At 63.7% G+C, this 13,947-nt stretch carries 12 protein-coding genes; 2 read left to right on the top strand and 10 right to left on the bottom strand.

Features of this window, described 5'->3' with window-relative positions; genetic code table 11:
• Position 1: 1 nt before the first annotated feature.
• From GKQ23_RS16855 to GKQ23_RS16825, 7 genes are read right to left on the bottom strand one after another with little or no spacing between them, the layout of a single operon-like run.
• Positions 2-481: a DUF2878 domain-containing protein gene (locus GKQ23_RS16855; RefSeq protein ID WP_212408931.1), complete on the bottom strand. Its 480-nt coding sequence runs from the start codon at positions 479-481 to the stop codon at positions 2-4.
• Positions 478-1,707, bottom strand: a complete 1,230-nt coding sequence (locus GKQ23_RS16850; RefSeq protein WP_212408930.1) for a cyclopropane-fatty-acyl-phospholipid synthase family protein — start codon at positions 1,705-1,707, stop codon at positions 478-480. The genes GKQ23_RS16855 and GKQ23_RS16850 overlap by 4 nt, the downstream gene beginning before the upstream one ends.
• A 3-nt stretch (positions 1,708-1,710) precedes the next feature.
• A complete protein-coding gene (locus GKQ23_RS16845) occupies positions 1,711-2,424 on the bottom strand; it encodes a DUF1365 domain-containing protein (RefSeq protein WP_056237046.1) in 714 nt (237 codons plus the stop codon).
• Positions 2,421-3,686, bottom strand: coding sequence for an NAD(P)/FAD-dependent oxidoreductase (locus GKQ23_RS16840; RefSeq protein WP_212408929.1), 1,266 nt, complete (start codon positions 3,684-3,686; stop codon positions 2,421-2,423). The genes GKQ23_RS16845 and GKQ23_RS16840 overlap by 4 nt, the downstream gene beginning before the upstream one ends.
• Positions 3,683-4,405, bottom strand: a complete 723-nt coding sequence (locus GKQ23_RS16835; RefSeq protein WP_212408928.1) for an SDR family NAD(P)-dependent oxidoreductase — start codon at positions 4,403-4,405, stop codon at positions 3,683-3,685. The genes GKQ23_RS16840 and GKQ23_RS16835 overlap by 4 nt, the downstream gene beginning before the upstream one ends.
• The gene (locus GKQ23_RS16830) at positions 4,402-4,839 is read right to left on the bottom strand and encodes a nuclear transport factor 2 family protein (protein WP_212408927.1); all 438 of its coding nucleotides are present in this window, start codon (positions 4,837-4,839) and stop codon (positions 4,402-4,404) included. Before GKQ23_RS16830 ends, GKQ23_RS16835 begins: the two co-directional genes overlap by 4 nt.
• A gap of 10 nt (positions 4,840-4,849) precedes the next feature.
• Positions 4,850-5,581, bottom strand: a complete 732-nt coding sequence (locus GKQ23_RS16825) for a MerR family transcriptional regulator (RefSeq protein WP_056237039.1) — start codon at positions 5,579-5,581, stop codon at positions 4,850-4,852.
• Positions 5,582-5,960: 379 nt separating this feature from the next.
• On the opposite strand from GKQ23_RS16825, the gene dinG reads away from it, so the two are divergent.
• Positions 5,961-8,123 carry an ATP-dependent DNA helicase DinG gene (gene dinG, locus GKQ23_RS16820; protein WP_212408926.1) on the top strand — a complete coding sequence of 721 codons (2,163 nt, stop codon included), beginning with the start codon at positions 5,961-5,963 and terminating at the stop codon, positions 8,121-8,123.
• Between the two features lie 24 nt (positions 8,124-8,147).
• Positions 8,148-9,119, top strand: a complete 972-nt coding sequence (ybiB, locus tag GKQ23_RS16815) for a DNA-binding protein YbiB (RefSeq protein ID WP_212408925.1) — start codon at positions 8,148-8,150, stop codon at positions 9,117-9,119.
• A 128-nt stretch (positions 9,120-9,247) separates the two neighbouring features.
• On the opposite strand, the gene GKQ23_RS16810 is transcribed toward ybiB, so the two are convergent.
• The 3 genes from GKQ23_RS16810 to hutH form a co-directional block, all read right to left on the bottom strand.
• Positions 9,248-10,405 (bottom strand): M20 aminoacylase family protein, encoded by a 1,158-nt coding sequence (locus tag GKQ23_RS16810; protein ID WP_056237033.1) that lies wholly within the window; start codon positions 10,403-10,405, stop codon positions 9,248-9,250.
• Positions 10,406-10,536: 131 nt separating this feature from the next.
• The gene (hutU, locus tag GKQ23_RS16805) at positions 10,537-12,222 is read right to left on the bottom strand and encodes a urocanate hydratase (protein ID WP_212408924.1); all 1,686 of its coding nucleotides are present in this window, start codon (positions 12,220-12,222) and stop codon (positions 10,537-10,539) included.
• Between the two features lie 16 nt (positions 12,223-12,238).
• Complete coding sequence (gene hutH / locus GKQ23_RS16800) at positions 12,239-13,795, bottom strand: histidine ammonia-lyase (protein ID WP_212408923.1); 1,557 nt, start codon at positions 13,793-13,795, stop codon at positions 12,239-12,241.
• Positions 13,796-13,947 lie beyond the last annotated feature (152 nt).

The following is a 13,947-nucleotide window of genomic DNA, read 5'->3' as shown; positions in this document are numbered from 1 at the left end:
TTCAGGTACCCGGTATCAGCTTTCGGCTGGCGGGCAGCAGCAGCGCCCAGCCGATGGCAAGCAGAGTAAACACCTGCCAGCCCTGCTGGTGCAGCTGCATGGCGCCAAGACGCTCGCCAATGTAGTAAGAGAACGGGCCGCTCAGCGCGCCGAGCCCCATCAGCCACGGCCATGTCAGCCGGTAGCGCTGCAGAAACAGCGGCCACCAGCAGGCAAAGGCCAGCCAGAGCGCCAGCATCCAGCCGGGGAACGTGGCGCTGCTGTTAAAGCTGAACAGCCCGCACCGCAGCCACAGTCCGTCTATCGCCACCCCAAGGGCGGCCAGCAGCAGCAGCGGTAACCTGCGCGCCGGCGGGCTGCACAGCCAGGCCAGCAGCGCCAGCAGCAGCAGGGGGATAGTCGCCGCATCGCGCAGGCTCACCGCCAGCGTCCAGAACAGGTTGAACGCCAGGGTCAGGCCCGCAAAGCGGCGGCCGCTCATGGCCGCTGCAGGGTCAGTTGCACGGTGCCGATGGTGCGCGCGTGAAAACCGGCTTCGCAGTAGCAGAGATAGAACAGCCACATGCGGCGGAAGCGTTCATCAAACTGCCCCTGCGCCAGCTGCGGCCAGGCGCTGTCGAAACGCTGCCGCCACTGCTGCAGGGTGCGCGCATAGTCAGCGCCGATCTCCAGCCGGTCGGTGAGCACAAAGTCACTGACCTCGTTAACCGTTTTTTGCAGCAGGCTGATGGCCGGCAGAAAGCCGCCGGGGAAAATATAGCGCTGGATAAAGTCCACCCCGCGGCTGTAGCTGGTCAGCCGCTCTTCGCTGATGGTGATCGCCTGCAGCGCCAGCCGGCCACCGGGCTTCAGCAGCTGCTGGCAGCGGCGTATAAACAGCGGGATATAGGCTTTGCCCACCGCTTCAATCATCTCGATCGAGACGATTTTGTCGAACTGTCCGCTGAGGTGGCGGTAATCTTCGCACAGCACGGTGACCCGGTCGCTGAGTCCGGCGGCGGCAATACGCTGGCAGCACCAGGCATACTGTTCGCGCGAGATGGTGGTGGTGGTCACCCGGCAGCCATATTCGCGGGCGGCAAACTCCGCCATCGCCCCCCAGCCGCTGCCGATCTCCAGCAGGTGATCCTGCGGGCCGAGCGCCAGCTGGTCGCACAGCCGGCGCATTTTCGCCTGCTGTGCCTGCTCCAGCGTCATCTCCGGCTGCGGGTACCAGCCGCTGGAGTAGAGCATGGCATCATCGAGAAAGGCGCGGTAGAAATCGTTGCCGAGATCGTAGTGGGCGGCGATATTGCGCTGCGCCTGGCGCACGCTGTTGCGCCGCAGGGCGTGCAGCAGCTGGTTCAGCGGCGTGCTCAGCCAGCTGAAGCGGGACTCCATCCGGTCGGTGACCGCCATGTTCTGCGCCAGCGTCTGGATCACCGCGGTGAGATCCGGCGTGTGCCAGTCGCCATCCATCCAGCTTTCAGCCGCCGCAATGCTGCCGCCAAGCAGCACCCGGCGATAGACTCTGGAGCGGCTTACCACCACTTCCGCCTGCAGCGCCGCCTGTGGGTCGCCAAAGAACTGCCTGCCGAGCAGCGGGTCGTGCAGCAGCAGGCCCGCACCTTCAATATGCTGCAGCAGTGAAAACAGGATCCGTCGCGAGGCGGAAAAACGTTTGCCGCCTTTTGTGCGGCGCGTCAGGCTTACGTCGGTGCCAGGCATGTTTTATTTCTCCGGCTTGTGATGGTCATAGACCGGCGCACCCTTGCGCCATAATTTCCACGCCTGCCAGTAAATGGCCAGCGCGGTGCGAACGGTCATCAGCGGAAATCGCCAGAGAAAATGGCGCAGGTTAGGGCGGGTAAGCGGCTGGCTGCGCAGGTGCAGCGTGGCGTCAAACTCGCGACCTTCACGGTGATTTTCAATATGTACGGTCAGCGACCTGCCCGGCGGCGAGAGCCGCCAGTGATACACCATCTCCAGCGGGTTAAACGGCGAGACGTGAAACGCTTTTTCGGTGGTTTCACTGCCGTCCGGCTTAACCGCGTAAGTATGGCGCTCGTTCCACGGCGTGTTTCTCACCTCCGCCAGCATCCAGCGCAGTTCACCCGCCTCATCATAAAGGTAGTAGAAATTGACCGGATTGAATGAACAGCCGAAATAGCGCAGCTGGGTCAGCAGCAGCACCCGGCCGCTGAGCCGTTCGCCGGTCAGCTCCGCGATGCGCGTCTGCGCCCGCTGTTTGATGTCGCCGCCGCCGAGGTAATCGTCGGCGCAGAAGCTGGCGGCGTTGAAACGACGGCGGCCGATGCCTGCCTTATGCAGCAGCGGCAGCTCATCCAGATCGATCAGCGGCATAAAGATGCGGTAGCTGAACCGGTGATCGACCGGGGTAAAGCGGCGATGGCGCACGTGGCCGCTGTAGAGCAGGCTGTTCACAGCAGGCCCCGCTGTTCCATACCGGCCACCACGTCCAGCGCGCTGCGCACCCCGTCTTCGTGAAAGCCGTTGTAGCTCCAGGCTCCGCAGAACCAGCTGCGGTTATCGCCGTTGAGCTGCAGCCGCTGCTGCTGCGCCAGCGGGCTGCGCAGGCCAAACTGCGGATGGTGATAGCTGAAGCGGTGCAGAACTTTATCCGGATCGATGGTCTCGCTCGGGTTAAGCGTGACGCAGAAGGTGTGCGGTGCGCGGATCCCCTGCAGGATGTTCATGTTGTAGGTGACGCTGGCGCCGAGCAGTTCGTCGCCGCCGTCGCTGTCGTTCAGCCGGTAATTCCAGCTGGCCCAGGCGGCACGGGCGGTCGGCAGCAGCCGGGTGTCGGTGTGCAGCACCACCTCATTGGCGCGATAAGGGATGCCGCTGAGCATATCGCTCTCCGCTTCGCTGGCGTCCGCCAGCAACTGCAGCGTCTGATCGCTGTGGCAGGCGAAAATCACCTGGTCGTAGCGCTGGCTGCCGCGTGAGCTCTCCAGGGTGACGCCGTGCGCATCGCGGGTAACGCGGGTCACCGGCGTGTTGAGAAACACCTGGGTCTGTTCGCCAAGCCGCGGCATCAGGCGGCGAATATACTCGCGTGAGCCGCCGGGCACCACAAACCACTGCGGGCGATGAGTGACGTCCAGCAGCCCGTGGTGGTTGAAAAAGTGCAGAAACTGCGCCAGCGGCATCCGCCGCATTTCGGCCAGCGAGGTGGACCAGATCGCGGCGCCCATCGGCAGGATGTAGTGGCGGGCGAAAAAATCGCTGAAGCGGTGCTGGCGCAGAAATTCATCGAGGATGCTGCGATCGGTGCTGCGCGTCAGCCACTTTTTAGCACAGCGGTTAAAGCGCAGGATTTCGCTGAGAAAGTGCCAGAAGCCGGGTTTCAGCAGGTTGCTGCGCTGGGCAAACAGCGTGCTCAGCGTATGGCCGTTGTACTCCAGCCCGCTGCGGTTGTTGCGTACCGAAAAACTCATCTCGGTGGGCTGGCTGGTGATGCCTAACTCATCGAGCAGCGCCAGAAAGCGCGGGTAGGTACGGTCGTTATAGACGATAAATCCGGTGTCGATTGCCCACTGCTGCCCGTCCAGCTCGACGTCAACGGTGGCGGTATGCCCGCCGGGGCGCGGCCCGGCCTCGTACAGGTCAACCCCGGCGCGCGACGCCAGTTTCCAGGCGCAGCTCAGCCCGGCAATGCCACTTCCTATGATTGCTATCCTCAAGATGACCTCGTCATGCGCTGGGTAAGGCGGCGTTGCAGGCGCTGTGGCAGCCGGGAGGTCACCTGCAGAATAAACGCAAACAACCGCGGAAATGCGATTTCAGCCCGTCCGCGGGCGAGGCCGCGGCGGATGTACTTTGATGCCCGGCTGACGGTAATCATCATCGGCATCGCGAAATCATTACGCCGGGTCAGCGGGGTATCAACAAACCCCGGCAGCACCAGGCTGATGCCAATCTGCCGCCACTGCAGATCCTGCGCGAGGCTGCGGGCAAAATAGGCCAGCGCGGCCTTAGAGGCTCCGTACGCTTCCGCACGCGGCAGCGGGACCAGACCGGCGGTCGAGCCGACCAGCGCCACCCGGCTGCCGGCGGCCATCTGTGGCAGCAGCACCTCAAGGCAGTTGACCGGGCCGATAAAGTTGGTCTGCATCACCCGCTGGACTTTGGCCGCTTCCACCACGCCGTTGTCGAGGTACTCGCAGCTGCCCGCGCAGAGGATCACCAGCTCCGCCGTGCGGCCCTCTAACGCCGCGTGGGTATCGGCCAGATCGGTCATATCAAACAGGCACAGATCGATGCCCGGATGGCGGGCGGTCAGTGTCGCCAGCCGCTGCGCGTCGCGCCCGCAGGCGGTGACCTGCCAGCCGTCGGCAGCGTAGTCCAGCGCCAGCTGGTGGCCAATGCCGGAGCTGGCCCCGGTAATCAGTACACGATTCATGGTCGTAACCGCCGCTTAATCAGCCCGGTTACCGTCCCCAGTAGCGGCAGCCTGTCGTACAGCATCGCGCCCAGGTCGTAGTAATCCTGCTGGAAGTGAATTTTGTCATCGGTAAACTTCAGGTAGCTGCTGCCCTCCAGCTGCTGCGCGGCACCGCGCTGCAGGGCGGGGTGGGCAAAGTCCATCCGCCATAGCAGCAGTGCGTCATCGTCAAACTGACGGGCTAAGGTGACGTCAAACCGGCAGTAGCGCAGGTTTTTCAGCAGGCTGGCGAAGTAGTGTTCCAGCTGCGGCAGACCCTGGTGTACGCCCACCGGATCGCGCAGGCAAATCTCAGGATGATAAATCTCTGCCAGTTCTGACAGAGGGCGAGCGTCCAGCGACCGGTAAAAACTCACCAGCCGATCGAGTGTGGCCTGCTGCAACTGCGACATGGTTCACCCCTTACTCTCCGTGCCAGGCGATAAGGAACCCCTGTTCCTGCCACCAGGTCAACTGCTCCTGCTGACGCTTGGTTAACGGTTTACCGGTATAAACGAAAATCTGCTGGCCGGGGAACAGCTCCGGCCGCGGCGAATCCAGCGGTTCAGCCAGCACGTCGATGCGCCAGCCCTGTTGCGACAGCCGCCAGGCTTCCAGCCACAGGCGGGTACGATCCTCGTTACCCCAGCCGATCAGCAGCGCGTTATTGCCGGCGCGCTTGCGCGACCCGGCAAGGCAGAAGGTGACGTAGTCAATCAGCGCGCCGTCCAGCAGGCTGCACAGCGCACGTGCGGTGTTTTGATCGAGGTTCAGCCGCTGGCGGATCGGCACGTAGACCCGATCGATCATCTCAGCTGCCGGGTTCTCACGGCCGGTGGCGGCGATTTTTGCCCGCAGTTTTGCCGGCCGGACGGTGCGCAGAACGGTCAGGATCTCCTCCTGCAGCGCCCCCCATCCATCATCAAGGCTGATATTTTCGCCATCGAGCAGTGCCTTAACCTTACCGACCGGTACGCCGCTGCCGATCCAGCGCTTGATCTCTTCAATGCGCTGAATGTCGTCTTCATCAAACTGACGGTGGCCGCCTTCCGTGCGTTGAGGTTTAAGCAGGCCATAGCGACGCTGCCAGGCGCGCAGCGTAACCGGATTGATGCCGCAGCGTTCGGCAACGTCGCCGATGCTGAATAAGGTCATGGATTACCTCTTGAAGCTTAAAGAACAGTGAACAACCTAACCAATTATAGCAGTCTGTACAATAAATTTATTGGTGTACAACTTGTAAAGAATCTGAAAAACGCCTTAGCCGGTCTTTCGCCACGCGATATTCACGATAATTCACGCACCTGTACCGGCTCTCCTGCGGCGGCCGTGCGCGCCAGTGCGTCAGCCTGCGGCGCTACGCTGTTGAGCAGAAAAGAGTATACCCACCGGCGTTTTGCAGGCTGTATACCGGTGCACTCTGCCGGTCCCCGGCGGTCATCTTTAGCGGCGTGCCGCAGGAATCGTTTTTCAGGGCTGACGCGGTGGCGATACTGTGTAAAAATACAGCCCTGTTTCATCAATAGTGGTTGTTATGGCGTTAACTGCCGCGTTAAAAACGCAAATCGCCGGGTGGTACAAAGCCCTGCAACAGCAAGTTCCTGATTTTATCCCCCGTGCACCGCAGCGGCAGATGATTGCCGAAGTGGCAAAAACGCTCTCCGGGGAGGAGGGGCGGCACCTGGCGATCGAAGCGCCGACCGGGGTGGGTAAAACCCTCTCTTACCTGATCCCCGGCATCGCCGTTAGCCGCGCGGAAGAGAAACCGCTGGTGGTCAGCACCGCCAACGTGGCGCTGCAGGATCAGATCTACAGCAAGGATCTGCCGCTGCTGAAGAAGATTATCCCCGATCTGCGCTTCACCGCGGCCTTTGGCCGTGGCCGCTATGTCTGTCCGCGCAACCTGTCGGCGCTCTCCACCGACGAGCAGCAGCAGGGCGATCTGCTGCTGTTTCTCGACGACGAGATGACCGCCAGCAAGGCCGAGCGCGCCGTCTGCAGCGAGCTGCAGAAATCGCTCGATCGCCATCAGTGGGACGGCCTGCGCGATCACTGCGCGGAGAATATTGAAGACTCGCTGTGGCAGCGGCTGAGCACCGATAAGGCCAACTGTCTCGGCAGCAACTGCCACTGGTTCCGCGAATGCCCGTTTTACGTGGCGCGGCGAGAAATTGAGGATGCCGACGTGGTGGTCGCCAACCACGCGCTGGTGATGGCGGCGCTGGAGACCGAGTCGGTGCTGCCGCCGCCGAAAAACCTGCTGCTGGTGCTCGACGAAGGCCACCACCTGCCGGAGGTGGCGCGCGACGCGCTGGAGATGAGCGGCGAAATCACCCCCGGCTGGAATACCCTGCAGCTCGACCTGTTCTGCCGGCTGGTGGAGCAGTGCATGGCGCAGTTCCGCCCGAAACGACCGCCGCCGCTGGCCAGCCCGGAACGGCTGAAGGGCCACTGCGAAGAGGTCCGCGAGCAGCTGCAGATGCTGTCGCAGATCCTCGGCCTGTGGCTGCCGCCGGAGGGCCAGGAGGGCGAACACCGCTTTGAGATGGGGCTGCTGCCGGAAGAGGTGCTGACCATCTGCATGCGGCTGTTTAAGCTGACCGACGCGCTGCGCGGGCTGGCGGAAGGGCTGATGAACGATCTCAGCGAAAAGAGCGGCCAGTATGACGTGGTGCGCCTGCACCGCACGCTGCTGCAGATCAACCGCGCGCTGGGCTGGTTTGAGGCCGGCAGCAAGCTGTGGCGGCTGGCCTCGCTGGAACAGGCCTCCGGCGCGCCGGTGTCGAAATGGGTGACGCGCGAGGTGCGCGACGGCGCGGCGCATCTGCTGTTCCACTGCGCCGGCATCCGCGTCAGCGAGCAGCTGGAAAAACTGCTGTGGCGTAAAATTCCTCACGTGGTGGTCACCTCGGCAACGCTGCGTTCGCTGAACAGCTTCCAGCGGCTGCAGGAGATGTCCGGGCTCAGCGAGCGGGCGGACGACCGCTTTGTGGCGCTCGACTCGCCGTTTAACCATCGCGATCAGGGCAAGCTGGTGATCCCTGAGATGCGCTTCGAACCGCAGCTGGCCAACGAGGTGCAGCACCTGGCCGAAATGGCGCACTTTTTCCGCGACCAGATTAAACAGGGCGCGCACAAAGGCATTCTGGTGCTGTTTGCCAGCGGCCGGGCGATGCAGCAGTTTATCGCCTACCTGCCGGAGCTGCGGCTGACCATGCTGGTGCAGGGCGATAAACCCCGACCTTTGCTGGTTGCGCTGCACCGCAGGCGGGTAGAGGAGGGAGAGACCAGCATTCTGGTCGGGCTGCAGTCCTTCGCCGAGGGGCTGGATCTGAAAGGCGATCTGCTCTCCCAGGTACATATCCATAAAATTGCCTTTCCCCCGGTGGACAGTCCGGTTATTTTGACCGAAGGGGAATGGCTGAAGAGCCTGAAGCGCTATCCGTTTGAGGTGCAGAGCCTGCCGAGCGCGTCGTTTAATCTGATCCAGCAGGTCGGGCGGCTGATCCGCAGCCACCAGTGCTTTGGCGAGATCGTGATTTACGACCGCCGGCTGCTGAGCAAAAGCTACGGCGCGCGCCTGCTGGGGGCGCTGCCGGTGTTTCCTATCGAGCAGCCGCCGATGCCGGCGGGAGAGCTGCCGAAAGCCGTGACCCCCGCGCCGAAGAAGCGCGCCGCGCCGTACCGCCGGCGATAATCGTAACCCTGAGTGAGCCGATGCATGGAATATAACAAGATTATTAAAGAGGTCGGGCGCGGCAAGAACCATGCGCGTGACATTGACGCAGAAAGCGCCGCTGAGCTGTACCGCCTGATGCTGGCCGGTGAAGTGCCGGAGCTGGAGCTGGGGGCGATCCTGATCGCCCTGCGCATTAAAGGCGAAGGCGAGGAGGAGATGCTCGGCTTCTACCGTGCGATGCAGGAGCAGATGCCGCGCCTGACGCCGCCGGCGCATCTGCCGATGCCGGTGGTGATCCCCAGCTATAACGGCGCGCGCCGCCAGGGCAACCTGACGCCGCTGCTGGCGCTGCTGCTGCAGGCGCTCGGCTTCCCGGTGCTGGTCCACGGCGTCAGCAACGACGCCACCCGCGTGACCAGCGAGGCGGTGTTCCGTGAGCTGGGCATCGCCTCCCTGACTACCCCCGAACAGGTGCAGCAACGGCTGGACCACGGCCAGCTGGCGTTTATTACCATTGACCATCTGTGCCCGCCGGTGGCCCGCCAGCTGGACCTGCGCTGGCGGATGGGGGTGCGTAACAGCGCCCATACGCTGGCCAAGCTGGCCACGCCGTTCGCCGAGGACGCCGCGCTGCGCCTCGCCAGCGTTTCCCACCCGGAATATATTCCGCGGGTGGGCAAGTTTTTCAGCGCGGTGGGCGGGCGCGGGCTGCTGCTGAACGGCAGCGAAGGGGAAGTCTATGCCAGCCCGCAGCGCTGCCCGTCGGTCAGCCTGATCCACGGCGAGCAGCCGGAACAGCTGCTGTCGCGCCAGGAGGAGGTGACGCTGGCGGCGGGCGAACTGCCGGCGGCGAAGGATGCGGCGACCACCGCGGCGTGGATTACGCGCTGCCTGCAGCGCGAGGTGCCGGTGCCGCAGTCGCTGCGCCTGCAGGTCGCCTGCTGCTATCTGGCGACCGGCCGGGCGGTGGATCTCGACGGCGCGCTGGGGCAGATTGCCAGCGCCGGATATTGATACCGCAAGGGCTGCGCCAGCGCTGGCCGATCGAGGTCAGCCAGAGGTTGCGCCACATCTGCTGGCCTGCCGGGAGCAGTGGCGTTATTGACGGCCCGGCGCAGGACTGCTCACCGGGTGTGGCACGCTCAGCCGATCGGCAGCAGCCGCTCAACCAGCGTGCTCCACAGGCGGATGCCGGGGCCAATCAGCTCGTCATTAAAGTCATAATGCGCGTTGTGCAGCGGGCGGGACGGGGTGGCACCGTCGGCACCCAGCCAGAAGTAGGCACCGGGGCAGACGTCGAGCATACAGGCGAAATCTTCTGACGCCATCGACGGGCTGACGTTCCAGTGCACCTGCTCCGCCGGCAGCAGCGCCAGCGCGCAGTCGCGCACCCGGCCGGCTTCCACCGCGTTGTTGTGGGTGACCGGGTAGTCTCCCTGGTACACGATGCTGCCCTCGACGCCCAGCGGCGCGGTCAGGGTGGTGACAAACTCGTTGACCATCTGCTTCACCCTCGCCCGCACGTCCGCCTGCAGGCAGCGGATGGTGCCGCGCAGCACCACGATATCCGGGATGACGTTGATCGCCTCACCGCCGTGGATCTGGGTAATGCTCACCACCGCCGAGGCCAGCGGCGACAGGCGGCGGGCGGGAATGGTCTGCAGGGCGAGGATCAGCTGCGCGGCGGCGACGATCGGGTCGGCACCGTTCTCCGGCATCGCCGCATGGGTGCTGCGGCCGCGCAGGGTAATTTCAAACGAGTCCAGCGACGCCATCATCGCGCCGTCGTTAACCGCCACGTGGCCGGCGGGCAGCCCCGGCCAGTTATGCATACCGTAGATCGCGTCCATCGGGAACAGCGTAAACAGCCCCTCTTCGACCATTTTCCGCGCGCCGCCGAGGTTCTCTTCGGCGGGCTGGAAGACGAAGTGTACCGTGCCGCTGAAGTTTCGCGTCCGGCTCAGGTGGGTTGCCGCTGCCAGCAGCATCGCGGTGTGGCCGTCGTGGCCGCAGGCGTGCATCACGCCGGCACGGGTCGAGCGGTGTGGCGGGTGGCTCAGTTCGGCGATCGGCAGGGCGTCCATATCGGCGCGCAGGCCGATGGTCGGCCCCGGGCCGTTTTCCAGCGTGCCGACCACCCCGGTGCCCGCCAGCCCGCGATGCACCTGCAGCCCGGCGGCGGCCAGCTGTTCTGCAACCAGCTGCGCGGTCTGGTGCTCCTGATAACCCAGTTCCGGGTGCGCATGCAGCGCACGGCGCCAGGCGGTGGCTTCGGCGATCAGCGAAACGGAAATTGCCATTCATTACTCTCCTGTAGGGACTCAACCACCCGCTCTGTGGGCAGCAGCTAAGGTAGCATAAAACGCGGCGGGAAACGGGTAAAGGGGGGCAGGGGCGGCAGAAAAAGGGCCGGTTAACCCGGCCCGCTGTGTTACTTAATCATTGGCAGATTCAGCTCATGCTGCGCAGCGCAGCGTTTAGCAATATCGTAACCGGCATCCGCATGGCGCATCACCCCGGTGGCCGGGTCGTTCCACAGCACGCGGCTGAGGCGCTTATCGGCTTCAGCCGTGCCGTCAGCGACGATCACTACCCCGGCATGCTGTGAGAAGCCCATACCGACCCCACCGCCGTGGTGCAGGCTGACCCAGGTTGCCCCGCCTGCGGTGTTCAGCAGCGCGTTGAGCAGCGGCCAGTCGGACACCGCGTCCGATCCGTCCTGCATCGCTTCGGTTTCGCGGTTCGGCGAGGCCACAGAGCCACAGTCGAGGTGATCGCGGCCAATCACCACCGGCGCCTTCAGCTCACCGTTACGCACCATCTCATTAAATGCCAGCCCGGCCAGATGGCGTTCGCCCAGCCCCAGCCAGCAGATACGCGCCGGCAGCCCCTGGAAGGCAATGCGCTCCTGGGCCATATCCAGCCAGCGGTGCAGGTTTTTGTTGTCCGGGAACAGCGTTTTCAGCTTGGCATCGGTGCGGTAGATGTCTTCCGGGTCGCCGGAGAGCGCCACCCAGCGGAACGGTCCTTTCCCTTCACAGAACAGCGGCCGGATATAGGCGGGAACAAAGCCCGGGAAGTCAAAGGCGTTTTCCACCCCCTCTTCCAGTGCCACCTGGCGAATATTATTGCCGTAATCGACGGTCGGGATGCCCATGTTATGAAAGTCGAGCATCGCCTGGACGTGCACGGCCATCGAAGCGCGCGCCGCCAGTTCCACCGCTTTCGGCTGGCTGCTGCGCTCATCCAGCCAGCGAGCCAGCGACCAGCCTGCCGGCAGATAGCCGTTAACCGGATCGTGAGCGGAGGTCTGGTCGGTAACGATATCCGGCCGCATACCGCCGGCTCTGGCGCGTTTTACCAGCTCCGGCAGGATCTCTGCGGCGTTACCAAGCAGGCCGACGGAGATAGCGCGTTTCTCTTTACAGGCGTTGTCGATCATCGCCAGCGCGTCGTCAATGGTCTCTGCGCGGTAGTCGAGGTAGCGGGTGCGCAGGCGAAAATCAATACGCGAATCCTGGCACTCTATCGCCAGCACCGACGCCCCGGCCAGTACGCCGGCCAGCGGCTGTGCGCCGCCCATGCCGCCCAGACCGGCGGTGAGGATCCATTTGCCGCTCAGGTCGCCGTTATAGTGCTGACGGCCGGCTTCGGCAAAGGTCTCAAAGGTGCCCTGTACGATGCCCTGAGCACCGATATAGATCCAGGAACCGGCGGTCATCTGGCCGTACATCATCAGCCCGGCCTTATCCAGCTTGTGGAAATGGTCCCAGTTGGCCCAGTGCGGTACCAGGTTGGAATTGGCGAGCAGCACGCGTGGCGCATCAGCGTGGGTGCGGAAAATACCCACCGGCTTGCCAGACTGCACCAGCAGCGTTTCATCCGGCTGTAACGCCTGCAGCGAGCGCAGGATCTGTTCGAAGCACTCCCAGTTACGCGCGGCCTTACCGATGCCGCCATACACCACCAGATCTTCCGGGCGTTCGGCCACGTCCGGGTCGAGGTTGTTCTGGATCATGCGGTAAGCGGCTTCAATCAGCCAGTTGGCGCAGTGCAGGGTGTTGCCGTGCGGGGCGCGGATTGTGCGGGCTACCGCGTTGTTTACTGAATGAGTCATCTCTGTATTCCTTTTATCAAAGAGGGGTGTCAGAACAGCGGGTCGGTAACAGTGCCGCCAGACAATCCGGCCAGCCGTCGCGGGTGGCCCACTGACGCATATGCTCAAGATCCGGGGCCATCAGGCGGTCACGCTCAACAAAGGCCACCTGCTGACGGATGGTGGCCAGCGCCTGTTCCAGCAGCGGCGAGCTCTGCAGCGGACGCTGAAATTCAATCCCCTGGGCGGCGGCCATTGCTTCGATGCCGACCACGGCGGCGGTGTTAAAACACATCGCCCCCAGCCGGCGGGCGGCATAGGTGGCCATCGAGACGTGATCCTCCTGGTTCGCGGAGGTCGGCAGGCTGTCGACGCTGCCCGGATGGGCAAGGGATTTGTTTTCCGAGGCCAGAGCGGCGGCGGTGACCTGGGCAATCATAAAGCCAGAATTGACCCCGCCATCCTGCACCAGGAATGGCGGCAATCCGGAGAGGCTACTGTCAAGCAGCAGCGCCATCCGTCGTTCGGAGATCGCGCCGATTTCGGCTACCGCCAGCGCGATAATGTCGGCGGCAAACGCCACCGGTTCAGCGTGGAAGTTACCGCCGGAGATCACCTCGCCGGTGTCGGTGAACACCAGCGGGTTATCAGAGGCGGCGTTAGCTTCAATCTGCAGCACCCGTGCCGCGTGGTTGAGGTTATCGAGGCAGGCACCCATCACCTGCGGTACACAGCGGATCGAGTAGGGATCCTGTACGCGGCCGCAGTTGGCATGTGAGGTGAGGATCCCACTGCCGGCCAGCAGCTGGCTGACGGCCGCGGCAACGGCGATTTGCCCCGGCTGCCCGCGTGCCTCATGAATGCGCGAGTCGAACGGTTTCACCGAGCCTTTAATCGCCTCCAGCGACAGCGCGCCGGCCATCAGCCCGGCGGCAAAGACGTTTTCGGCTTCAAACAGGCCACGCAGCGCCAGCGCGGTGGAGACCTGGGTGCCGTTCAGCAGCGCCAGGCCCTCTTTCGGGCCGAGCACCACGGGCTGCAAACCGGCGATTGCCAGGCCTTCGCGGGCCGGGATCAGCTTGCCCGCCACCCGTACCTCGCCTTCGCCCAGCAGCATCAGCGACAGGTGCGCCAGCGGCGCCAGATCCCCGGAGGCACCGACCGAGCCTTTCTCCGGAATACAGGGCATCACGCCGGCGTTGAACAGGCTAATCAGCGCGTCGACCAGCTCGATGCGGATGCCGGAGTGGCCGCGCGCCAGGCTAATCACCTTGGTCGCCATGATCATCCTGACCACCTCATCGGGCAGTAATTCGCCCAGTCCAACGCTGTGCGACAGCACCAGGTTGCGCTGCAGCTCCGCCAGGCGATCTGCCGGGATCGTAGTCTGCGCCAGTTTGCCAAAACCGGTGTTGATGCCGTAGGTCACTTTGCCTTCGCTGACGATGGCGGCTACCGTCTCACGCGCCTGTTGAATGCGACCGCGCGCCTGTTCATCCAGCGCCAGCGTCACATTACCGCGCCAGATGGCTTTCAGGGTGGCCAGCGTAACCTGACCGGGGCTGAGCAGGCAGATAGGGGTCGTGGATGTCATGGTTTACTCCTGTAGTGACAACGATATGGGCAGCAATGTCTGGCGAACAAAACGGCCTGACGGAAGCGGCTGCAGCGTAGGTGTTAACAGGAGTGAAACACAATTGTATATTCTTGTCTATACAACTTGACCGGGGAGTTTCTGTCCCTCAC

It is taken from the genome of Erwinia sp. E602 (assembly GCF_018141005.1).
GTDB lineage: Bacteria > Pseudomonadota > Gammaproteobacteria > Enterobacterales > Enterobacteriaceae > Erwinia.
Note: the sequence above shows the minus strand (reverse complement) of the source record. Positions and strands in the feature narration are given on the sequence as shown.